The organism is Mesorhizobium sp. Ca11, assembly GCF_020165275.1.
Lineage (GTDB): Bacteria > Pseudomonadota > Alphaproteobacteria > Rhizobiales > Rhizobiaceae > Mesorhizobium.
The window spans coordinates 127,423-148,416 of sequence record NZ_JAIUHU010000008.1 but is presented as its reverse complement, the minus strand read 5'-3'; the positions used below and the strand labels follow the sequence as shown (position 1 = coordinate 148,416).

The window sequence follows — 20,994 nt, the reverse complement described above, 5'->3', positions numbered from 1 at the left end:
CATTCCCACAACAAGGACGACCCTATGGCGATCGAACGCACCTTCTCCATGATCAAGCCGGACGCGACCAGGCGCAACCTGACGGGCGCCATCACCAAAATGCTGGAAGACGCCGGCCTGCGCGTCATCGCATCGCGCCGCGTGTGGATGAGCCGCCGCGAGGCGGAAGGGTTCTACGCCGTCCACAAGGATCGCCCGTTCTTCGGCGAACTGGTGGAATTCATGTCGTCGGCGCCGACCATCGTGCAGGTGCTGGAGGGCGAGAACGCCATCGCCAAGAACCGCGAAGTGATGGGCGCCACCAATCCGGCGAACGCCGCCGAGGGCACCATCCGCAAGGTACATGCACTGTCGATCGGCGAGAATTCGGTGCATGGCTCGGACGCGCCCGAAACCGCCGCGCAGGAGATCAAGTACTGGTTTTCGGACACTGAGATCGTCGGCTGAGGCGCAAGCTCGAGTTTCACGGAACGGCCCGCTCCAGCGGGCCGTTTTTGTTTGAAGCGGGTGGTCACATCCGCCGCCTGCCCTAGGTTCAGCGAAATTGGCAAAAGTAGCGCTGGGCGTCGGCGGCTGTGAGCCGCGCTTCCGCCGAACCGAGGAGGGAGGCATGATCAAGCCTCATGTTTCTGAAAGTGGCCTTGCCTATCCGGACGATCTTGTCCTGTTGAAGCGTATCTATGACGAGGTCTGCGAGGAGCGCGGCATCGTCTTAGGCAGTCCCGAGGCGTCGGACCTGGCGATAGAGGCGATGAGACTGTTTTCCGCCGGTGTCTTCGATGAAGTAGCCATCGGCCGCCGTCTCCGAGGCGGTGACGGGGAGACCGGGGAGTTCAATCCCCGTCACCGTAGCGGATGACTTCCACCTTCTCCCGGGTGATCAGGCAGCTCTTCGTCCTGGTCAGTGCCTTGATCTCTGGGATCAGCGCATCGATCTTCTCCGGCGCGTCGACAATCTCGACGACGATGGGCAAATCCTGCGACAGGCGCAGGATCTTGGCGGTGTGGAGCACGCTGGAGCGGCCGAAGCCGAGTGGGCCCCTCAGCACCGTGGCGCCGGCCATGCCGGTCTCGCGCGCCTTGATCACGATCGCTTCATGCAGCGGCTTGCCGTCGGCCGCCCTGTCGTCCTCGCCGAAGAATATCCTGAGCAGCGCGCATTGCGCGGGAAGTTCCATGTTCTCTTCTCCCTGATCACCTGTGTGGCCCATCACCTATTGGCCGACTGCCTGTCGACCGGCAGGCGGTTGAGCCTGGACGCCGTGAGATAGCCCAGCCACGCGGCGGCGAGCGACAGGCCGACCACACTGATGAGATAGGTCGCGGCCAGCGGCAAGTCGCCCTCGAACAGCAGAGTGAAGGTGTCGAGGCTCATCGCTGAGAACGTGGTGAGGCCGCCGCAGAAGCCGGCTATGACGAAGTTGCGCCCGGCCTGCCCGACCATCAGGCGGCCGTCCGGCCCGGTGAGCGTGGCGAAAGCCATGATGATCCAGGAGCCGACGACATTGACGAAAGCGGTCGACCAAAGCGCATTCAGGCCGAGCAGGGAGACGATGACATAGCCCGACAGGAAGCGGGCCAGCGAGCCGATCGCCGCGCCGCAGCCGACCGCCAGATAAAGCCGCATTGCCATCTGCCTGTCCACCATCGCTCAGCCCGCAGCCCCGATGGATGAACCAAACACCCACACCACCGCCCAGAAGCCAAGGGCGACGAACAGCACGCACAGAGCCGACGACGCGACGACATTGAAGGCGGCCAGCCGCCCCTCGCCTTCGAGCGCCAGGTTGAGCGTCTGCAGGCAGAAGGACGACACCGTGGTGTAGCCGCCGAACAGGCCGACGACGATCAGGTCGCGCACGAGATCGCTGGCGAAGACGCCGCCGACCGAGCGTGCCGCGCCGGCGAAGGCGCCGATGGCCAGGGCGCCGGAAACATTGACCAACAACGTGCCCCAGGGAAAGGTCTCGCCGATGGAACGGCCGACCACGCCGGAGAGGAAAAAGCGGGAAATGCCGCCGAAGAAACCGCCGATCAGGACCAGGGCGCAAGCCGCAAGGGTCATCGCTTCAATGCCTTTCCAAACGCGATCCCAAACCGGAATCACCTCACAAGAACAGGCACGAAGCGGAGCGGAAAAACAAATCCTGCCGCGCGAGAGCACGCCTGGCAGGAGTCATCAGCCCATAAGGGCGGTTTCGGGGGAACCCCATCCCCATTTTCGAGGGAAGCTAGGCGGTTGCAACAGCGTGGTCAATTGCGGCGTGCTTAAATGACGGACAGAGCCGTTGAGACGGTCAGGCCCGCCGGAGCATGATGCCGAAAAGCGGAGCGGTTTTCGGACGACATCATGCTCTGTTGTTTTCGATGCAATTCCGGACGGAAAACGCGCCCCGTTTTTCCCGGAATTGCTCATAAAACCCGCCGGCCCCCGGCGGGCGGACGTCATTTGGCCTGACGGTCTTTCACATTCGCATGGGCGTTCGCTGCCTCGGTATCGGTAGACGGCGTCTTCGTCTCCTCACCGGTGAACGGACTGCCCTGTCCAGGCGCAAGGTCGCCGCTGTGGCCGGCCTTGTTGGTCTGGAACGGCTGGCTGTCAGGGCTGAGGCCATGCTGCTCGGCATTGAACAGATGGTCGTCCGCCCGGGCAACGCCGGCAAAGGCAATCAACGATACACCCGCGGCTGCGAGGATGAGCGTGCGCTTTTTCATGTCTGGTCTCCTTTGAGTGGCCAGATCGAGCCCGCGCATTCGGTCTGGCGGCTTAAGTGAAGGGACATTGTCCCTTTGCCTGCCCGCCATCTGCATAGGTGAACGCCCGGCGTTGCCGGTTTATTCCGGAGAAAACGGTGTCCAGGCACAAAAGTTGCGCGGTCGGGCTCGGCGCGCGACGTCAGCGCGCCATTTTCAGCAGAACCGTCTGAGGCTTGCCCGTCAGCGGATCGACCTGATGACTTGTAGCGGTAACGAACATCAGCCGTTCGCCAACGGTAATACGCGCCTGCAGCGCATAGGTCCGGCCGTTCTGGATCGCCTTGCGATCGAAACCGATGTCGAACCTGATCGGCACCTGGCCGGTGGGCGCTATCCTGCGCCTAGCGACCACGGTTGCCGGCGCGTCGGCCAGCGAAACATCGGCGAGCTCCACCACGAGCACGGCGTCGGGCGGCAGCGCGATGCGCTCGCGGTAGGTCACCTCGCCCGCGATCGTCATTTCGCCGGCGTTGGTCGCTTCCGGCACGGCGAGCGCACCGACGACCAATGGCACCAGCCCGAAAATGAAGAATTCCGCGATCCGGTCCAGCATGAGATTGCTCCCGCCAAGCAAATCAAACCACCCGGCAGGCTGGGGAGGGATTGCGGTCGTTCAATGGCCGAACGGGAGTTTTTCTGATGCATGTCGTTGCCCCAGAACCGCTGCACAGTTCTGGGCGACATGCATTATTCGCCCTGTTTCTTCCAGCGCTCCGCAGCTTGATCGTCGGCTTCCTTGGCCTCGACCCAGCTGCCCTCGGAGCCGTCGGCGCGGTGTTCCTTCTTCCAGAAGGGCGCACGCGACTTCAGGTAGTCCATCAGGAAATTCGCCGCCTCGAAGGCCGCCTGCCGGTGCGGTGAGGCCGCGACCACCAGCACGATATTCTCGCCCGGCGCTATCTTGCCGTGGCGGTGGATGACGGTGAGCCCCTGCAGCGGCCAGCGCCCGGCGGCCTCGGCGGCGATGCGGCCGATCTCGGCCTCCGCCATGCCGGGATAGTGCTCAAGCTCGAGCGCCGAGAGCGCGCCCTGCTCGTCACGGCAAAGGCCGGAAAAAGTGACCACGGCGCCGATATCGGTCCGGCCTTTGGTCAGGCCGGCGATCTCGGCGGCGACGTCGAAGTCCTCGCGCTGGATGCGGATGGCGGGCACGACCGCGCCGGCCATGTCAGCCCCCGGTCATTGGCGGAAACAGGGCGATCTCGCGCGCGCCTTCGATCTTCTCGCGATGGCCGACATGCTCCTGGTTGATGGCGACGCGGATGACGTCAGGGTATTGCAGCGCGTTCTCATACTCCTCGCCGCGCGACTTCAGCCAGCGCAGCAGATCGGCGACCGTCTCGATGCCGGCAGGCAAGTCGACGTCCTCTTCCGGCTTGCCGATCCGCTCGCGCACCCAGGCGAAATAGATGAGTTTCGTCGACATCCGCGCTTCCTACTCGTCCATGATGTGCTTGAGGCCGGCGCGGAAATAGTCGTAGCCGGTGTAGAGCGTGACAAGTGCCGCGACCCACAGCAGCACGAGGCCGATCTGCGTGGTCAGCGGAAAGATCTTGTCGCCGGCCGGGCCGACCAGCAGGAAGGCGATGGCGACCATCTGTATGGTGGTCTTCCATTTGGCGAGCTGGGTCACCGGCACCGACACCTTCAAGGCGGCCAGATATTCGCGCAGGCCCGAAACCAGGATCTCGCGGCACAGGATGATGATTGCCGCCCATAGCGACCAGCCGGCGATGCCGCCATGGCGGTCGGTGTCGGCGGCAAGCAGGAGCAGGCAGGTGGCGACCAGCAATTTGTCGGCGATCGGGTCGAGCATCTTGCCGATGTTGGAAGTCTGCTGCCAGGCGCGCGCGAAATAGCCGTCAAAGTAATCGGTGATCGAGGCAAGCAGGAAAATGACCAGCGCCGACCAGCGGGCGAAGTCGGACGACTTCAGGTGGCCTTCAAGAAAAAAGCACAGCACGACCAGCGGCACCGCGATGATGCGGGCATAGGTAAGGATGTTCGGCAGGTTGAACGCGCGCTGTGCCATGTCGTCTCGGGAAATCTCCACCGCCAGACGTACTCAAATCAGAAGCCAATGTAGGGGGTCAACAGCCGAGATTCGATTGACCAGGGAAAAATGGCGCGAAGGTCGGCGTGAAGCACCTCTCTCGACTTGCGGTATTTCTGTTTCGGAGGCGGAGGATTGCGGCTTCGAAGTCGGCCTTTACTTGAAACGTCGAGGATTGGGCGAAGCCCAGGCACTTCGTCACCACGGGCGGAGCGGGAGCGAAGCGGACGCTCCATGGTATGGCACCCCTCACCACACCGACGCCTTGGTCAACCTTCCATGCTCGCGACCAGCCCTCAGCTCTCGTGGAAGTGATTGTAGACCAGCTTCGCCACGTGCTCCGAAATGCCGTCGACCTTGACAAGGTCCTCGACCGCGGCGCGGCTGACTGCCTTGGCGGTGCCGAAGGCGTGGAGCAGCGCACGCTTGCGGCCGGGGCCGATGCCGGCGATCTCGTCGAGCGGGCTTTTGACCATCTCCTTCTTGCGGCGGGCGCGGTGGGAGCCGATGGCGAAACGGTGCACCTCGTCGCGCAGGCGTTGGACGAAATAGAGCACCGGATCGCGCACCGGCAGCATGAAAGAGTCCCTGCCCTTGACGAAGAAGCGCTCGCGGCCGGCGTCGCGGTCCGGGCCCTTGGCGATACCGATTGCCACCACCCTGTCCTCGACGCCGAGATCGGCAAGAATCTGGCGCACGGCCGTCATCTGGCCCTGGCCGCCGTCGATCAGGATGACATCCGGCCAGGCCGGGAAGCCGCCATTGCCGGCGACCAGATCCTCCTCGCCGGCTTCGTCCTCGACGGCCGAGCCGGGCTGGACGTCGCCATGCTCCTTGAGCAGCCGCGAAAAGCGCCGCTGCATCACTTCGCGCATCATGCCGAAATCGTCGCCCGGCGTGATCTCGGTGGAGCGGATGTTGAATTTCCGGTACTGGTTCTTGACGAAACCTTCCGGTCCGGCGACGACCATGGCGCCGACCGCGTTGGTACCCATGATGTGCGAGTTGTCGTAGACCTCGATGCGCACCGGCGGCTTTGCCAGGCCGAAGGTCTCGGCGAAGCCGGCGAGCAGCCGCGCCTGCGTCGAGGTCTCGGCCAACCTGCGACCAAGCGCCTCGCGCGCGTTCTGCAACGCGTGGTCTGTCAGTTCCTTCTTCTCGCCGCGCTGCGGCACCGAAATCGTAATCTTGCGGCCGGCATGTGTGGAGAGCGCCTCGGCGAGCAGTTCCTGTTCCTGCGCGGCCTGGGAAAGCAGCAGCGTGCGCGCCGGCAGCTTGTCGTCATAGAATTGCGCCAGGAACGAGCCCAGCACCTCCGCCGGCTCCAGCGCCGGATCGGCCTTGGGGAAATAGGCGCGGTTGCCCCAGTTCTGACCGGTGCGGAAGAAGAATACCTGGATACAGGTCTGGCCGCCCTCCTGGTGGATGGCGAAGACGTCGGCCTCCTCGACCGTCTGCGGGTTGATGCCCTGATGTGCCTGGACATGCGAGAGCGCCGCAAGACGGTCGCGGTAGATGGCGGCGCGCTCGAAATCGAGCTCTTCGGAGGCCTGCTGCATGGCGGCCGAGATTTCGGTCTTTACCTTCTGGCTGCGGCCGGAGAGGAAGTCCTTGGCCTCGGCGACCAGCTCGGCATAGCCCTGATGCGAGATCTCGCCGGTGCAAGGCCCGGCGCAGCGCTTGATCTGATAGAGCAGGCACGGCCTTGTGCGGTTCTCGTAGAAAGAGTTGGTGCAGCTTCGAAGCAGGAAGGCGCGCTGCAGCGAATTGATGGTGCGCCCGACGGCGCCGGCGGAAGCGAAGGGGCCGAAATAGTCGCCTTTTCGCGAGCGTGCGCCGCGATGCTTGTAGATGCCGGGCGAGACATGGTCGCCGGTCAAGAGGATATAGGGGAAGGACTTGTCGTCCCGCATCAGCACGTTGAAACGGGGCCGCAGCCGCTTGATGAGGTTGGCCTCGAGCAGCAGGGCCTCGATCTCGGTGCGGGTGACGACGAATTCCATTGTCGCCGTCTCGCGCACCATGCGGCCGATGCGGGCGGTGTGGAAGCGCCCCTGCGCGTAATTGGTGACGCGCTTCTTCAGGCTGCGCGCCTTGCCGACATAGAGAACGTCGCCGGCGGCGTTCATCATGCGATAGACGCCGGGCTGGTTGGGCAGCCGCTTGACCAGGGTCTGGATCACCTCTGCGCCGACCATGCCGTCGGCGTCGCCGGCATGCGGCGTCCAGTCGATGGCCGTGAAGGCGACCTCGGGGCCGGACGGCAAAGGCTCGGCCTCGACGATCTCCTCCGTCGCCTCGTCCTCAACGTCCATCTCGGGGTCGATATCGGGCGGCAGATCGTCGGCGGCGCCGTTTCGTTTGTCTCTTTGGGCTACGGGACTCATTCCACCATGCCTGTCACATCGGGCGTCTGCCACGCAAGATGCTGGCCGCCATCGAGCGCGATCATCTGGCCGGTCATCGAGCGTGCCTGCCACAGATAGCGGATCGTGGCGCCGAATTCGGGCAATTGCGGGCCGCGCTTCAGGATCAGGCCCTCGACCTGGCTTTCGAAATCGTCGTCGTCCTGGCGCTTGTTCTTCAGTGTCGGGCCGGGGCCTATGGCGTTGACGCGGATGCGCGGTGCGAGCGCCTGTGCAAGCATTTGGGTTTGCGTCCACAGCGCTGATTTCGACAGCGCATAGGAGAAATAGCGCGGCGTCGGCCGCCAGACGCGCTGGTCGATGATGTTGACGATCAGCCCCTCCCCGTCTTGCGGCAGCGCGCGAGCAAGGTTCTGCGCCAAAAGCGCCGGCGCCTTCACATGGATGGCGAAGTGGCGGTCCCAGGCTTGCCAGTCGAAATCCTCGACGCGATCGTCGACGAACAAGGAAGCGTTGTTGACCAGCAGCGTGACGGGTCCGAGCGCCGCCTGCGCGCGACCGACAAGATCACCCACGGCATCCATGTCGGTGAGATCGGCGGCGACAACGGCGGCGCGGCCGCCACCGGCCACGATCGTCTTCGCCAGCGCCTCGGCCTCGTCGCCGGAGCGATTGGCGTGGATGGCGACCGCAAAGCCATTGGCGGCCAGATCCTCGACGATCGCCTTGCCGATCCGCCTTGCTCCACCCGTCACCAGCGCGACGGTCGTGGCTTGTCTCATGGTGTCAATCCTCAATCGGCTTCACGATTCCGGGAAGCCGGCACAATGTGACGGGCCAAGCGTTAAATGCCATTTCCACCTGGGGCAGGAATGTGGCGAAGCGGCCCGGACGCGCCTCCGCCCCATCGGATTCGGGGCGCCGTTCACGGCAATATATGTCGCCGGACCCCTTGAACCAAGCGGTGTGCAGCGCAACATGATTAGCCTGCTGACATTCGCTGTTGCGAAGATGCAACGTCAACTTTCGGCCTTATTCGCGCCGGGGAATGACCCAAGTTCAGGTTCGCTTCAGCCGCATTTCAGCACGACATTCGGAACCGTTGAGCGCCAAGCCCGTTTATCCCCCCGGACGGGCCGGGGCGTTTCATGAACAAAAAAGCCTAAGTGTCTTGTGGCTTAAGGAGAGTATAACAATGAAGACCAATCTCAAATTCGCGCCGCTTGCCGCTGCGCTCGGGCTGTTCGCCTTTGCTGGCACCGCCTTTGCGGCTGACGTCGTTTCCGAAGAGCCGCCGGCTCCCGCCCCGGTTGCGGAGCTTCCGGTCGCTTCCTGGGCCGGTCCCTATGCCGGTATCAGCCTGGGCTACGGCTTCGGCGGGCATGCCGACTTCCGCTCCGGCGGTCCGGATGTCAAGACCAAGGGCTTCGTCGGCGGCGTGTTCGGCGGCTACAACTGGCAGCAGGATAACTTCGTCTACGGTGCTGAAGCCGATCTCGGCTACAACGGCGTCAAGGGCGACAGCGCCGGCATCCGCGCCAAGGGCGGTGTCGACGGTTCGCTGCGCGCCCGCCTCGGCTATGCAGTGACCCCGGAAATCCTGCTCTATGGCACTGGCGGTCTCGCTGCCAAGAACCAGAAGGTGGAAGCTCCCGGAGTTAGCGACAGCAAGGCCATGCTCGGCTGGACGGCCGGCGTCGGCACCGACATCAAGATCACGGACAACGTGTTCGGCCGCGTCGAGTACCGCTACACCGATTACGGCGACAAGGACTTTGACGGCTTCGGCAATGTCAAGTCGAAGGACAACCGCGTCACCTTCGGCGTCGGTATGAAGTTCTAAGTCGTAGAAGCCACGACACGAAAAAGCCGGGCCTTGAGCCCGGCTTTTTTTGTGTTTGTAATCCTGTCCTTCTGCCCTTGCCGGTTTCGAGAACCTTGTACGAGCAGGCAACAAACTGCACGCGAGCCGTATCGCCCTGACTTCAGGGAGTCGGCGTCGACGGCGCCTGCTGGAAATCCTCATGGACTGGAATCGACTGCAGCCGGTCGAGCCATTTTGCTCTTGAGCGCATCATGACTTGCGCATCCGCACGGTACTCGCCCGGGTCGTCCAGCGTGGCGGCGTGGACATGGATCTCGGCAGGCCATCGGTCGGAGCGGAAGTAGAGCCTCGCGCCGCAGGACGGGCAGAAACCGCGAAAAGTATTCGGGCTGCTTTCATAGTGCCTGATGTCGCCACTCCAGCTCAGCTTGTCCGGCCTCATTCCCAGAAAGGCCGTGAAGGGGGCGGATGTCGCCCGCTGACAATCGGTACAGTGACAGACCAGGTTGCGCGTGATCTCGCCTGAATAGGTCCAGGCCACAGCACCGCACATGCAATGCCCATTGAGTGCCATTGCTTCCTCCCCTGGCCGTTCGTTCCTCGAGGCCAGCTTAACAACACTGACCCATCGCGGTCCGCAAGGCCGATGCGACGAGCGGCTTACGCGCGTTTCTTTGCGACCTTGGCGGGTTTCGGCGGCAAAGTTTCGACGAATGCCAGCGCAAGGCCGAGCCAGCCACGGAGATCCGCCTCCGTGGCTGTGCCTTCCGGCGCGACATGGACATACCCTTCCATCGAGCGCCCGCCCATTTCCATCGGGCTTGCATGGGGCCGCGCGACTGCGGCCGCATGCGCGGCCTTGCCGACACGCACTAGCAAGCCGCGCTTCGACGTGCCAATCAGCATGTTGCCGTCGATCATGAAGCAGGTGCCGCCGAACATTTTCTGCTCGGTGAAGGCGCGCCGGTCGAGCGCCGCACGCAGACGCTCGACCATAGGGTCGGGCGCGAGGCTGGTTGAGGGCTTTGCCATGTCACCACTCCGACTTGGGCGGTGTCAGGCAAGCATGGAAACGGACGGGGTTCAAGGCGGTCTTCCCCTTCTCCCCTTGTGGGAGAAGGTGGCCGAGCGAAGCTCGGACGGATGAGGGGTGCTCCAGCTTGACGCATTCATCAGCGATGGACGGCACCGGGTTCGCCAGAGTCCCACTCCGTCCAACACCCCTCATCCGTCTCGGCGCTGCGCGCCGATCCACCTTCTCCCACAAGGGGAGAAGGAGGCGCCGCCGTCACCCCGGCACGCTGCCCTTCAGCTCCGGAAACTTCTCATCAAACCTCGCGGCCCAGCGCACGAGCCGGCTGCGGCCCTTCTCCCATTGGCCGGGAAAGCGCAGCGCCAGATAGCGAGGCAGGCGCGCAGCGCCATATGGCCGGCGGTGATCTTCTTCGGCAGCTTCGGCGGGTTGGCGTTGATGAGGTCGAGCGCGGCGGTGATCTTCGCCCACTGGCGATCGAGCCAGGGCTGGTGGACCATCGCTTCCGGACGCGTGCGTCGTTCATAGACCATCGACAGCGCGCAGTCGCAGATGCCGTCGGCCAGTGCCTCGAGAACTTCCGCTTCGAGCCGCTTGTCGGGATTGCGAGGGAACAGCGCATTCTTCGACAGCCGGTTGAGATGTTGCGTGATGGCGCGGCTGTCATGGACCGACCGGCCGTCCTCCAGCACCAGCACCGGGATCTTGCCGAGCGGATTGGCCGAGATCAGCTCGGCCGGCCTGTCCTCCGTCTTGACCGGCACGAGATCGATGGCGATCCCGGCATGGAGGGCCGCCATGCGGACCTTCGAACTATAAGGAGACGTGGGCGCGTAAAGCAGCTTCGGCATGATCGGCTTTCCAGTTTATCTGCGGCACTGTTGACCGAATGGGTCTCCAGGGCAACGGCCCAGCAAGGCCGATCCAGCTTGGCCAATACATTTTTGACGCCCGGGCGCGGCAACAAAAAAAGCTCCCGGAAGTTTTGCCTGGCAGCAAAATTACCGAGAGCTTTAGGAGGAGCGTGCGCTCCGACTCCGCTCGCCGTGACACCGAATTGGCGAGAGGGGTGCCTGAGTGGCACCCGCCCTCACCTGTTGCGGTTCGCGAGCGAAGCTACGCGATTACTTCTTGGCGGCCGGCTTCTTGGCCGGAGCTGCCTTCTTCACGGCTGCCGGTGCCTTGGCGGCGGCGGCCTTCATCGGAGCCTTGGCGGCGGGCTTGGCCGCGGCCTTCGCTGCCGGCTTCTTGGCGGCGGGCTTGGCCGCCGGCTTTGCCGCTGCCTTGACGGCGGGCTTGGCCGCAGCCTTCGCTGCCGGCTTCTTGGCGGCGGGCTTAGCCGCAGCCTTCGCTGCCGGCTTCGCTGCTGCCTTGGCCGGGGCCTTGGCGGCTGCCTTCGGTGCGGCTGCCTTCTTCACTGCTGCAGGTTTCGCGGCAGCCTTAGCTGCCGGCTTCTTTGCCGGCGCTTTCGCCGCCGGCGCCTTGGTTGTCGTCTTTGCCATGCGATGCCCCTTGCGTTTTGCCAATGGTCGTGAGTGACCCGGCGTGTCTATGCATATCTGACTCGCGACTGTCTAGCCAGCGAAGCAACACAATGATTTTCAGTTATTGAATTTTGGTTACACGAAACGCTTTAAGATGCATCTCATGGAAAAATTGTGAGCGAATCTATCACTTTCGAAGTGACGGCCTGGCGCACAGATTTTCGCGCGGCTTCTATCGCCCGATCCTCCATCGACCAGCGGCATAACCTTGCATCACAATGTGAGCAGAGTGCTCATAATAGACAAGAGGCCGTCGAGCGTCGACTTCATCTTGTCCAGCAGAAACATCTACAGACGAACCGGCCAGATGCGACGACCAAAGCTTGAGCGCTTTAAAGTGAGCTTAAAGCTCATATTCACGCGCCGCATTCAAACGCCCGCCGGGTGGCGTCCGCGCCGCAGGCGGCGCGCCGGCTCGGCCTGGTGCAGATGGACGGCGTAGGTGTCCCAGGGCGGCGAGAGCGCGATGGCGGCCAGCATGCGGCCGATTTCGCCGCGATGGTAGCTGCCGTGCAATACGATATGGATCAGCATCTCCTGCCTCGTCATGCAGCCCCTGTCGCCGTCAGTGAAGGTGAAAGCGACAGGATCGGCAAGCCTTTGCTCCGAAACGGCTTCGAGATAGTCGAGATACCAGCCGTCGATCTCGGCCAAGGCGGCGCGCAACGCGCGCGGCTCGGGCGTGTCCGGCGTATTGTCGCTCGCATAGCCATGGGCGACGCCCTTCAGATGCGCGGCAAAAATCCGCGCCACGACATGGATATGGTTCATCAGGCGGATCGCGGCGTGGCGTTCCCCGGCGTCGCGAGACGGATCCATCCCGGCAAGCTTCTCCACCAGCTCGTCGTTCGCCCGCGCCTGGTAGGCGAGCATGCCCTTCAGCAAGGTCTTGGCACTCATCTTTACCGCCCCATTTGCGTTGGTGAATTGAATGTGAGTATCCTGTCTATATTCTCGGGAGACGGGCCAGCATGTCTACTCGCGTTGCAAAGCCGGCCGCACGCATGCGCAAGCAGCCGCGCCAGGCGCGTTCGATCGCCACCGTCGAGGCGATCATCGAAGCCGGTGCTCACGTTTTGAGCGAGCTCGGCTGGGCAGGCTTTTCCACCAACAAGGTGGCAGAGGCCGCGGGCGTCAGCATCGGCTCGCTCTATCAATATTTCCCCGACAAGCTCGCCCTGGTCGAAGCGATCCGGCGCCGCCACTTCGATCATGTGCTGTCGGTGATTCGCGAAGCGGCGGCCGACGAGAAGCCGCTCAGGCAATTCGCGCGCGAGCTGGTGCGCGGCATGATCGGCGCGCACTCGATCCATCCGACGCTGCACCAGGTGCTGCTGGACGAGGCGCCCGGCGACCGCGGCTCGCGCGCCGCCCATGCCTCGTTCCAGGCGCGCTATCTCGAACATTATGCGGCTGCCGTCGCGCAGTATCGCAAGCGCCGCAAGGATACCGAGACGATGGCGCGCGTGCTCTCCTCGGCGATCGAGGGCGTGATCCACAACGCGGCACGGCGCAACATGCTCGACGCGCCGGAATTGCAGAAGCAACTGGTCGAGCTGATCGAGGCTTACGTATCGGGCCGCAAGGCAGCCTGAGTGAGCGGCAGCGGAGCTGGCTGTGAGCGGGAGCTGCTTGCATGGCTGCCGGCGGCGACCTCTGAAAACCAGAAGCCAACTTCCGACAGGTCGGCAGGACAGCGCCCCATCTCCCCACAAGGGGGGAAATCAGATGGCGCGCCGGCTTTCGCCAATCACCAAGGCTGCAGAATGCAGCTGGACGCCGAAGCCGCTAATCTCCCCTCTTGTGGGGGAGAGGCCTGCAGGCCAGAGGGGGGCGCCGTAGAGCGCCGACCTCAATGTCTACCAGCCCGCAAAATATTATCGCAGCACGCGGCAGCGGCCGTTATACACCAGCCACCGGTCGAAGCCGGAGACGCAGAATTCGACATTGTCGCCGATCGAGGCAAAGCCCTGGCCTTCCTCGATCAGGTAGAAGATCGAACGGTCGCGGCCGTCCGTCAGGTTGACGGTGGCGCGGCAATAGTGGCGGCCGATCGGCCATTCATCGCTCGCCGGCTCATAACGATGCTGGCGGATGTTGCGGAAATCAGTGATCGCGACGTCCGGCAGATGCGGCACGTGATGCACCTGATAAGAGAAGCGGTCGGTGATCTTGTTCAGCACCCAGGCCTCGCCACAGACGCTGCCGTCATCCTCGGTGTAGATGGATAGGTCGGCGGCATGCGCTGCCTGGCTGAAGCCCAGCGATGTGGCCAACGGGGTGCATAGCGAAATCAGCGCGGCAAGGGCGGAATGGGCGAAGCGAGTCATGACAGCCTCTCAAGGTCGGTTCCGCACACTGTGCGGGAGCACTTGGCGGCGGTCAAGCGGTTGCGAAAACAATGGTTTCCGTAAAACTTCGTTCCAGACTTCACCGGCTAATTGGGTTGCATGGAGATTCAGGTCAGCCGGCCTGACCTGAAACCCCATCCAACCTAAACTGTGCCGGCAAGCAGCAGCCCGCCGATGACGGCAATGTTGATCAGGAATGCGTTGCGCAGGACCTGCCTCGCGGGCTCCTCCACGGCCCAGAAGCGTAGCAGCATGACGTTCGTCGCCAGCGTGAGCGCACCGGCGGCAAAGGGCCGAGTTATGCCAACGGCAAGCAGGAAACCGGCAGCGACCTCGACCGTCGAACCGACGGCCAGCATCAAGGCCGGAGCCGGAAATTTCTGCGCGGCCAGATAGTCGCGCATCGCGCCGAATTTCAGGAAATGCTCGATGCCGGCGAAGACGAACACGCCGCCGATGAGGAGAGCGCCAAGCGCTTGAACGGATTGAACGGGCATGATGGCCTCCTCTCTCGACGACGCGCTTCGCTTTGCTCAATCCAGCGGAATGAAGGCCGGGTTGTAGACGACCTCCCACAGATGATCGTCGGGATCCTGGAAATAGCCGGCATAGCCGCCCCAGAAAGTCTTTTGCGCCGGCTTGACCACGCGTGCGCCGGCCTTGACGGCCTCGGCCATCACGGCATCGACCTCGGCCTCGCTGCCGACATTGTGGCCGATGGTGAGCTCGGTCGGGCTGCGGCCGCTCTGCGGCACCGTCGCGTCATGGGCGATGCTGGACCGTTCGAAGATGGCGAATTTCAAGCCGCCGGCGAGTTCGAAGAAAGCGACGGCGCCATGCTCGAATTCCCGGCCGATGATGCCTTCCGTCGGCAGCCCAAGGCCGTCGCGATAGAATTTGAGCGACGCTTCCAGATCGTCGACGCCGAGCGTCAATACGGTGATGCGAGCTTTCATTTCTCTCACTCCTTTCTATATCCGTGACACAGCCGCAAACGGATGCGGTCTGATGCGAGCGCGTGAAGCGCGGTGAAGTTGCGTCCGTTTTGCCATGGATGACGTGGCCGGCCTTGAATATTTCGGCCAAAATGACCGTCGCACCGATCCGGCAACCTTGCTGGAGCAGATCGGAGAGAGAATGGAACCGGTCCTGGCGCAGACCACCGGCTTCTTTCGCGAGCGGCCCGTCGCTGGCGGCCTTGCCGCTGCCTTCTGCGCGGTCTGGGTCCACCGCATGGACGACCGCGCCGTTCCGCCCATCGTCATCACGCCGGACGCGACGATCGACCTACAATGGATCGACGGCCGCTTCCGCGTGGCCGGGCCGGACAAGGAGCCGCAGATCGAGAGGCCGCCGGCCGGCGCGGTGATCGTCGGCTTCCGCTTCCGTCCCGGCGCGGCCGCCGGCTGGCTGGGCGTGCCGGCCTGCGAAATCGTCGGCGGGCGGCTCGATCTCCAGGAACTATGGGGTACGCGGGCCCGCGAACTATCGGATCGCATCAAGGCTCCGACCGATCTGCCGGCCATGTTGCGGCAGTTGGAAGAGACGGTCGGTATGCGCACCGAAGGCCGCGATACGCTCGACCCGCAGATGGGCCGGGCCTTCGACGTCATTCACAAAGGTTTGCCGCCGGAAACGCCGCTGGTTCCCTTCCTGCAGCGCCAGCTGCATATGAGCGAACGGACGCTGCGACGCCGCTTCGAGGACGCCTTCGGTTATGGCCCCAAGACGCTCGACCGCATCCTGCGCTTCCATCGGTACCGGCGCTTGCAACGACAGCAAGGCGACGCCTCGACCGCGCTGCTCGCCATCGAGGCCGGCTATGCCGACCAGGCGCATCTGATCCGCGAAAGCCGGCGGCTGACCGGTATTACGCCCACGGCGCTGGTTTAGGCGATGCGGTCGCCTTACTCGCCCGCCAGCCACTCGAGCGACCAGCGCGACGGTTGCTGGAGGGCGAGCGCTTTGTGCAGCACCGGCAGCATCAGCCCCAATTCGCTCTCCAGCGTGTAGGGCGGATTGACCACCACCAGCCCGCTGCCGTCGAGGCTGGGCTCGTTCGAGGCGGGCCGGATCTCGAAGGCGATGTCGAGCAGCTTCGGAATGCCGGTCTCCGTCAACGCCGTGCGGAAAGCGGTGACCGCCTTGCGGTCCTTGATCGGGTACCAGAGCGCGTAGATGCCGCCCGACCAGCGCCGATGCGCCTTCTGCAGGCCTTCGACGAGCCTGGAGAACTCGCCCTCCTCCTCGAAGGGCGGATCGATGAGGACGAGGCCGCGCTTTTCCTTCGGCGGCAGTTGCGCGCCGAGCGCCAGCCAGCCGTCGAGCTCGATCACCCTTGTCTGGAAATCGCCGGCAAAGACCGATTTCAGCCGCGCGGCATCCTCGGGATGCAGCTCGATCGCTGTCAGCCGGTCCTGGCTGCGCAGGAGATGGCGCACGATCAGCGGCGAGCCGGGATAATGTTTCAGGCCGCCGTCGGGATTTCGCGCGCGTACCGCTTCCAGATAGGGCTGAAGCAGCGCCGCCGCTTGCGGCTCAAGCGCGGACTCTACCAGCCGGCCGATGCCGGTCTGCCATTCGCCGGTCTTGCCGGCCTCGACCGAGGCAAGATTGTAGCGGCCGATCCCGGCATGGGTGTCGATGACGCGAAAAGCCTTGTCCTTCTGCTTGAGATATTCGACGAGGCGCGCGAGCACGGCATGCTTGACGACATCGGCGAAATTGCCGGCGTGGTAGGCGTGGCGATAGTTCATGCGCGCTTACCTTTGGAGAGCATGATGTCGAGCGAGAACCGCTTCACACTTTTCGGCATCATGCTCGTGGCGAACCGTTGCGGCCCCAGCGCGGCGGTGGCGGTTGCGAATTGGGATTTTGCGGGCCGCCGCCGCGGCGCCCGAAGACCAGCGAAACCGCCAGTCCGGCAAGACCAACGCCCATCAGCGTATAGCCGGCCGGCCGCGCGCGTTCGTCGATCGAGCCGGTGTCCGCACGCAGGATGAGATCGACCGCGCGCATGGCGATGCCGTCGGCATCGCCGGGTCCGACGGTGAAGAGGTAAGGACCGGGCGCGACCTTATCGATGACGCCGGCCTCGTCGCGAAAGATCTTGTCGGGCAGTTGCGGGCTGGCCTGGCGCGGATTGTCCGTGTGGTTGAAGGAGAGCGCCGAGGCCAGCACCGTACGGCCGCCATGCGCTGCGGTCAGCGTCAGCACCGTGCGCTGCTGGCCCGCGACGCGCTCGGCCCGCGCGGTCAGGTCGACCAGCACCCTTACCGGAGCGTCGCTTGCGGCAAGTTGCACGGTGGCGGGCCGGAAGCGGCCGCCCTCATAGACGCGATACGTGCCGATGGGGTGGCCGGAAAAATTGCTCATCGCCCAGGGATAGAAGATGCCGATGGCGGCACCGGCGATGAGGAGAAGGACACACAGGAAGCGCATTCAGAGCCTTGGTTTCTGAGCGAGATCGCTGCTATTTTTGGCGGGTTCGTTTCGCGCAGCTTCGCGGACCCGCTCCATCTCGTCCAGAAACATTTCCAGGCCAAGCTCAAAAGTCTTGTCGAAGCCGGCGGCGCCGAAATAGGCGCCGGCCTTCACGACGCTCGGATAGTCGCGCGCCAGCTCCTCATCGCTGACGGTGGTGACCGCCGAAGGCCCCTTGGCATAGCCGGCCGTCTCGTCGAGGATCGCGCCCATCAGATAGTAGCCGGCGGCGCGGAACAGGCGGGCGCTGAGCTCGGGGCCGAAGCCGCCATCCTCGAACAGGCCGATGATGGCGTTGAGCTTGGCGAGGCAGGGCGGCGAGTTCATTCGGTAGACGACGATGAACGGCGCAAAGGCCGGGTGCTCGGTGGCGACGCGCCGGAATTCCTGCATGCCGATGCGGGCCCGCTCGCGCCAGGGCAGGCTGTCGTCGGGGATTACAAGCCCGCTCATCTGGCGGTCAACCAGCGCCTCGTAGAGATGCGCCTGCGAGGGGAAGTGGTGATAGATGCTCATCGCTTCGCAGCCGAGCCTGGCGGCGAGCTTGCGCATCGAAAACCCGGAAAGCCCTTCCCGCTCGATCACCTCGAAGGCGGCGTCCTCGATCATCTCGCGGGAGAGTTTTCCGCGGGGTCGCTTTTTTCTGCTCGGTGCATCCATGGCGCTTGACAACTTACACTGTAAGGTTCATCTTCCACACACCTTACATCGTAAGGCTAACAAAAACCAGAGGAGAATATCATGTCAGTCATTCGCATCATCTCAACCGCGCATTCCTGCCTTCGCTTCGCCTCGCTGATCGCCGCGGCGGGCGTGTCTGCCGCATTGCTCGCCTCCGCGCCGGCCCGCGCCGATGACTATGACGCGGCGCTGAAGGACATCCAGTCGACCATGGGCGGTGTGCCGAGCTTCATCAAACAATTCCCCAAGGCCGGTCTGCCCGGCGCCTGGGCCGAGGTCAAGGCCATCGAGCTCAGCGACAAGACGGCGCTGACGCCGAAGGAGAAGTCGCTGATCTCGCTGGCGGTCGCGGCGCAGATCCCCTGCAGCTACTGCATCTGGTCGGACACCCAGAACGCCAAGCACGCCGGCGCCACCGACGAGGAGATCCAGGAGGCCGTCACCATGGCGGCGCTGACGCGCCATTGGAGCACCATCTTCAATGGCATGCAGGTCGATTTCGATCAGTTCAAGAAAGAGATGGGCGGAGAGTAAGGCTTAATCGGCATATCGGGCGGACGCGATGTCCGCCCGCTTTTCGCCGCCCCAATCGCTGCTCCAACCAAGCTTGTGGATTCGCCGCCGCCGCTGCGCCAGAGCGTTTCACCGTTTCACGGAAACGGCGAACCGCTCTATCTCTTTGTTTTGACGCAATTCCGGACGGAAAACCGCTCACACTTTTCCTGAAATTGCTCTATAGGAACAGCGCCTTGAAAAAGCCGGCACGGATCCGATATCGGACCGGCGCCGGCCGGGCCGACATTCGAGAGCGCCCCCTTTGCAGGCCCTCGAATGGCGCTTCCGCCCCGACCGGGCGGCCCGTTGGAGACCTGTTTGAAGCGAGCGATATCGATAATCGTCACTCTGGCGCTGCTGGCATGGCTTGCCAGCGACCAGCGCTGGAAGATGGTCGGCGATGCCTTCGCCTCCATCACGCCGGGCGCCTTTGCAGCGGTCGCGGGGGCGCTGTTCGTCACCTATGTGCTCAGGGCGCTGCGTGTCTGCGACGAGTTCCGCGGCGACGTGAACGGCCGCTTCGGCGCCGTGCTTCGCGTCATCCTGATCCACAATGCGATGATCAACATCGTGCCGTTCCGCGGCGGCGAGACGGCGTTTCCGATCCTTTTGCGCCAGGTGTTCGGCGTGCCGATCGTGCGCGCCAGCGCTTCGCTACTGTGGTTCAGACTGCAGGACGCCTTCGTCGTCGGCGTGCTGGCTTGCCTCGTCTGGCCGGGCCTGCATCCGGCGCTGCGGGCCGCCGGCATCGCGGCGCTGATCGCCGCCGCATGGTACCTGCCGCGCTGGGCGCGCGCGCCGCACAACTGGGCGGCGGGCGGCAGGATCGTCTCGAAGCTCGGCAAATTGCGCGACATCTTCACCGAAGCGACGGGACGCTCGCGCTACGGCTGGTGGTGGACGATGGCCAATTGGGCGCTGAAGCTCGGCGTGCAGGGCTGGCTGCTCGCCATGCTACTTGATACCTCGTTCCAGACCGCCTTTCCCGGCGCGGTCGGGGCCGAGGCGGCCGCCATCCTGCCGGTGCAGGGTGTCGCCGGCTTCGGCACTTATGAAGCGGGCGCGGCCGCCGCACTGCTTTATTCCGGCATTGCCATGAAGGACGGCCTGCAGGCCGCGCTCGCGCTGCATCTCTTCATCCTGTGCTCGGCGGTCGCAACCGGTGCGATCGCCTGGCTGTTCCCCTCGAAATCGACGCTGCCGGAAACCCCGTCGGCGGGGCCGGCAAGGAAATGAGCGCCATGAACGTACTTCCCATTCCGGCTTCTGGATTGCCCGAGGGCGCCGTCATGCCCGAGCACAAGCTCTCCATCGTCGTCCCGATGTACAACGAAGCCGACAATGTCGAGCCGCTGCTGGTCCGCATCCATCAGGCGATGGAAAATTACAGCCAGCCCTGGGAAGTGGTGCTGGTCGACGATGGCAGCACCGACGCCACGCCCGCCGAGATCCGCCGGCTGGCGGCCCAATACGGGCCGCATGTGCATGGCGTGGAACTGGTGCGCAACTACAAGCAGACCGCCGCCATGCAGGCCGGCCTCGACGCCGCGCGCGGCGACGTCATCGCGACGCTCGACGGCGATCTGCAGAACGACCCGTTCGACATTCCACGCATGGTCTACCGCCTGCTGACCGAGGATCTCGACCTCGTCGCCGGCTGGCGCAAGGACCGCAAGGAAGGTTTCTGGATGCGCCGCTTGCCCTCGCGCATCGCCAACAGGCTGATCGCCCGCGTCACCGGCGTGCGGCTCAAGGACTATGGCTGCAGCCTGAAAGTGTTCCGCGGCAGCGTCATCCGCAGCGTGCGGCTCTATGGTGAGATGCATCGCTTCATCCCGGCCTGGCTCGCGACGGTGACGACGCCGCGCCGCATCGCCGAGGAGGTGGTGACGCATCACGCCCGCATCCACGGCCAGTCGAAATACGGCATCTCGCGCACCTTCCGCGTGGTGCTGGACCTCGTCTTCATGTTCTTCTTCCTGCGCTACCGCACGCGGCCCGGCCATTTCTTCGGCGGCATCGGCATCGTGTTCGGCGTGCTCGGCTCGCTGATCCTTGCCTATCTCCTCGCTATCAAGGTTTTCTGGGGGCAGGATATCGGCACAAGGCCGATGCTGATCACCGGCTTCTTCCTGGTGATCGCCGGGCTGCAGGCGGTGACGTCGGGCGTGCTCGCCGAGATGCTGTCGCGCGTCTATCTCGAGGCCAATGGCGCGCTCGCCTATGTGGCGCGGCCGCAGGCCGCGCATGGCGAGGGCGAAGGCTGGCACTGGCCGCGCAAGCCGGCGACCGAGAAGGCGAAGCCGCGTAAGAAATGATCTTGCCGCTCCGGCATCGATCGCTGCC

The 20,994-nt window shown here is 64.1% G+C and carries 28 protein-coding genes, 1 pseudogene and 1 riboswitch; of the genes and pseudogenes, 8 read left to right on the top strand and 21 right to left on the bottom strand.

Annotated elements, in window-relative coordinates; translation table 11 throughout:
• Window positions 1-24: 24 nt before the first annotated feature.
• Window positions 25-447, top strand: a complete 423-nt coding sequence (ndk, locus tag LB538_RS16330) for a nucleoside-diphosphate kinase (protein WP_027165590.1) — start codon at window positions 25-27, stop codon at window positions 445-447.
• Between the two features lie 163 nt (window positions 448-610).
• Window positions 611-859 (top strand): hypothetical protein, encoded by a 249-nt coding sequence (locus LB538_RS16325; protein WP_224524928.1) that lies wholly within the window; start codon window positions 611-613, stop codon window positions 857-859.
• On the opposite strand, the gene LB538_RS16320 is transcribed toward LB538_RS16325, so the two are convergent.
• The 10 genes from LB538_RS16320 to LB538_RS16275 form a co-directional block, all read right to left on the bottom strand.
• The gene (locus LB538_RS16320; protein ID WP_140700021.1) at window positions 834-1,178 is read right to left on the bottom strand and encodes a DUF190 domain-containing protein; all 345 of its coding nucleotides are present in this window, start codon (window positions 1,176-1,178) and stop codon (window positions 834-836) included. The genes LB538_RS16325 and LB538_RS16320 overlap by 26 nt on opposite strands.
• A 32-nt stretch (window positions 1,179-1,210) precedes the next feature.
• Window positions 1,211-1,633: a fluoride efflux transporter CrcB gene (gene crcB / locus LB538_RS16315; protein WP_224524929.1), complete on the bottom strand. Its 423-nt coding sequence runs from the start codon at window positions 1,631-1,633 to the stop codon at window positions 1,211-1,213.
• Between the two features lie 18 nt (window positions 1,634-1,651).
• The gene (gene crcB / locus LB538_RS16310; RefSeq protein WP_224524930.1) at window positions 1,652-2,065 is read right to left on the bottom strand and encodes a fluoride efflux transporter CrcB; all 414 of its coding nucleotides are present in this window, start codon (window positions 2,063-2,065) and stop codon (window positions 1,652-1,654) included.
• Between the two features lie 98 nt (window positions 2,066-2,163).
• A riboswitch (Fluoride riboswitch) is annotated at window positions 2,164-2,226 on the bottom strand.
• Window positions 2,227-2,445: 219 nt separating this feature from the next.
• On the bottom strand, window positions 2,446-2,715 hold the full coding sequence (locus tag LB538_RS16305) for a hypothetical protein (RefSeq protein ID WP_095767050.1): 270 nt from the start codon (window positions 2,713-2,715) through the stop codon (window positions 2,446-2,448).
• A 181-nt stretch (window positions 2,716-2,896) separates the two neighbouring features.
• Window positions 2,897-3,310 (bottom strand): YbaY family lipoprotein, encoded by a 414-nt coding sequence (locus LB538_RS16300; RefSeq protein WP_224524932.1) that lies wholly within the window; start codon window positions 3,308-3,310, stop codon window positions 2,897-2,899.
• Between the two features lie 134 nt (window positions 3,311-3,444).
• A complete protein-coding gene (locus LB538_RS16295) occupies window positions 3,445-3,924 on the bottom strand; it encodes a molybdenum cofactor biosynthesis protein MoaE (RefSeq protein WP_224524933.1) in 480 nt (159 codons plus the stop codon).
• Between the two features lies 1 nt (window position 3,925).
• On the bottom strand, window positions 3,926-4,183 hold the full coding sequence (gene moaD, locus LB538_RS16290; protein WP_095767047.1) for a molybdopterin converting factor subunit 1: 258 nt from the start codon (window positions 4,181-4,183) through the stop codon (window positions 3,926-3,928).
• A gap of 9 nt (window positions 4,184-4,192) precedes the next feature.
• Entirely contained in the window at window positions 4,193-4,789 is a 597-nt protein-coding gene (gene pgsA / locus LB538_RS16285; RefSeq protein ID WP_095767046.1) for a CDP-diacylglycerol--glycerol-3-phosphate 3-phosphatidyltransferase, read from the bottom strand.
• Between the two features lie 317 nt (window positions 4,790-5,106).
• Window positions 5,107-7,197, bottom strand: a complete 2,091-nt coding sequence (gene uvrC / locus LB538_RS16280; protein WP_140842299.1) for an excinuclease ABC subunit UvrC — start codon at window positions 7,195-7,197, stop codon at window positions 5,107-5,109.
• Complete coding sequence (locus LB538_RS16275) at window positions 7,194-7,958, bottom strand: SDR family oxidoreductase (protein ID WP_224524936.1); 765 nt, start codon at window positions 7,956-7,958, stop codon at window positions 7,194-7,196. Before LB538_RS16275 ends, uvrC begins: the two co-directional genes overlap by 4 nt.
• A 413-nt stretch (window positions 7,959-8,371) precedes the next feature.
• Here LB538_RS16275 and LB538_RS16270 point away from each other — a divergent pair, with 413 nt between their 5' ends.
• A complete protein-coding gene (locus LB538_RS16270) occupies window positions 8,372-9,019 on the top strand; it encodes an outer membrane protein (protein ID WP_224524939.1) in 648 nt (215 codons plus the stop codon).
• Window positions 9,020-9,161: 142 nt separating this feature from the next.
• On the opposite strand, the gene LB538_RS16265 is transcribed toward LB538_RS16270, so the two are convergent.
• The 5 genes and pseudogenes from LB538_RS16265 to LB538_RS16245 form a co-directional block, all read right to left on the bottom strand.
• Window positions 9,162-9,575 carry a GFA family protein gene (locus tag LB538_RS16265; RefSeq protein WP_095767042.1) on the bottom strand — a complete coding sequence of 138 codons (414 nt, stop codon included), beginning with the start codon at window positions 9,573-9,575 and terminating at the stop codon, window positions 9,162-9,164.
• Between the two features lie 86 nt (window positions 9,576-9,661).
• Window positions 9,662-10,033 (bottom strand): TfoX/Sxy family protein, encoded by a 372-nt coding sequence (locus LB538_RS16260; RefSeq protein ID WP_224524943.1) that lies wholly within the window; start codon window positions 10,031-10,033, stop codon window positions 9,662-9,664.
• A 256-nt stretch (window positions 10,034-10,289) separates the two neighbouring features.
• Window positions 10,290-10,885: pseudogene (locus LB538_RS16255) on the bottom strand (glutathione S-transferase).
• 273 nt (window positions 10,886-11,158) lie between these two features.
• Window positions 11,159-11,536 (bottom strand): hypothetical protein, encoded by a 378-nt coding sequence (locus tag LB538_RS16250; RefSeq protein ID WP_181174787.1) that lies wholly within the window; start codon window positions 11,534-11,536, stop codon window positions 11,159-11,161.
• 411 nt (window positions 11,537-11,947) lie between these two features.
• Window positions 11,948-12,478, bottom strand: a complete 531-nt coding sequence (locus LB538_RS16245; protein ID WP_140842305.1) for a DinB family protein — start codon at window positions 12,476-12,478, stop codon at window positions 11,948-11,950.
• 104 nt (window positions 12,479-12,582) lie between these two features.
• Here LB538_RS16245 and LB538_RS16240 point away from each other — a divergent pair, with 104 nt between their 5' ends.
• Window positions 12,583-13,173 carry a TetR/AcrR family transcriptional regulator gene (locus tag LB538_RS16240; protein WP_140541114.1) on the top strand — a complete coding sequence of 197 codons (591 nt, stop codon included), beginning with the start codon at window positions 12,583-12,585 and terminating at the stop codon, window positions 13,171-13,173.
• Between the two features lie 282 nt (window positions 13,174-13,455).
• On the opposite strand, the gene LB538_RS16235 is transcribed toward LB538_RS16240, so the two are convergent.
• The 3 genes from LB538_RS16235 to LB538_RS16225 all read right to left on the bottom strand — a co-directional run bounded on the left by LB538_RS16235 (window position 13,456) and on the right by LB538_RS16225 (window position 14,885).
• Window positions 13,456-13,908, bottom strand: coding sequence for a hypothetical protein (locus tag LB538_RS16235; protein WP_095767037.1), 453 nt, complete (start codon window positions 13,906-13,908; stop codon window positions 13,456-13,458).
• A gap of 164 nt (window positions 13,909-14,072) precedes the next feature.
• A complete protein-coding gene (locus LB538_RS16230; protein WP_224524945.1) occupies window positions 14,073-14,426 on the bottom strand; it encodes a DoxX family protein in 354 nt (117 codons plus the stop codon).
• Window positions 14,427-14,462: 36 nt separating this feature from the next.
• Window positions 14,463-14,885, bottom strand: a complete 423-nt coding sequence (locus LB538_RS16225; protein ID WP_095767036.1) for a VOC family protein — start codon at window positions 14,883-14,885, stop codon at window positions 14,463-14,465.
• 181 nt (window positions 14,886-15,066) lie between these two features.
• Here LB538_RS16225 and LB538_RS16220 point away from each other — a divergent pair, with 181 nt between their 5' ends.
• Window positions 15,067-15,822 carry a helix-turn-helix domain-containing protein gene (locus LB538_RS16220; RefSeq protein ID WP_224524947.1) on the top strand — a complete coding sequence of 252 codons (756 nt, stop codon included), beginning with the start codon at window positions 15,067-15,069 and terminating at the stop codon, window positions 15,820-15,822.
• Window positions 15,823-15,836: 14 nt separating this feature from the next.
• Here the strand turns inward: LB538_RS16220 and LB538_RS16215 are convergent, their stop codons facing one another.
• Genes LB538_RS16215 through LB538_RS16205 form a run of 3 tightly spaced genes read right to left on the bottom strand, consistent with a single transcriptional unit; the run spans window position 15,837 to window position 18,021 of the window.
• On the bottom strand, window positions 15,837-16,685 hold the full coding sequence (locus LB538_RS16215; protein ID WP_224524951.1) for a 23S rRNA (adenine(2030)-N(6))-methyltransferase RlmJ: 849 nt from the start codon (window positions 16,683-16,685) through the stop codon (window positions 15,837-15,839).
• Window positions 16,686-16,743: 58 nt separating this feature from the next.
• A complete protein-coding gene (locus LB538_RS16210; protein WP_224524953.1) occupies window positions 16,744-17,370 on the bottom strand; it encodes a hypothetical protein in 627 nt (208 codons plus the stop codon).
• Window positions 17,371-18,021: a TetR/AcrR family transcriptional regulator gene (locus tag LB538_RS16205; protein ID WP_224524955.1), complete on the bottom strand. Its 651-nt coding sequence runs from the start codon at window positions 18,019-18,021 to the stop codon at window positions 17,371-17,373.
• A 132-nt stretch (window positions 18,022-18,153) separates the two neighbouring features.
• Here LB538_RS16205 and LB538_RS16200 point away from each other — a divergent pair, with 132 nt between their 5' ends.
• The 3 genes from LB538_RS16200 (at window position 18,154) to LB538_RS16190 (ending at window position 20,966) form a co-directional block, all read left to right on the top strand.
• Window positions 18,154-18,627 (top strand): carboxymuconolactone decarboxylase family protein, encoded by a 474-nt coding sequence (locus LB538_RS16200; RefSeq protein ID WP_224524957.1) that lies wholly within the window; start codon window positions 18,154-18,156, stop codon window positions 18,625-18,627.
• Window positions 18,628-18,966: 339 nt separating this feature from the next.
• Window positions 18,967-19,884, top strand: coding sequence for a lysylphosphatidylglycerol synthase domain-containing protein (locus LB538_RS16195; RefSeq protein ID WP_224524960.1), 918 nt, complete (start codon window positions 18,967-18,969; stop codon window positions 19,882-19,884).
• 5 nt (window positions 19,885-19,889) lie between these two features.
• Complete coding sequence (locus tag LB538_RS16190; protein WP_224524962.1) at window positions 19,890-20,966, top strand: glycosyltransferase family 2 protein; 1,077 nt, start codon at window positions 19,890-19,892, stop codon at window positions 20,964-20,966.
• The last annotated feature ends 28 nt before the right edge of the window (window positions 20,967-20,994 follow it).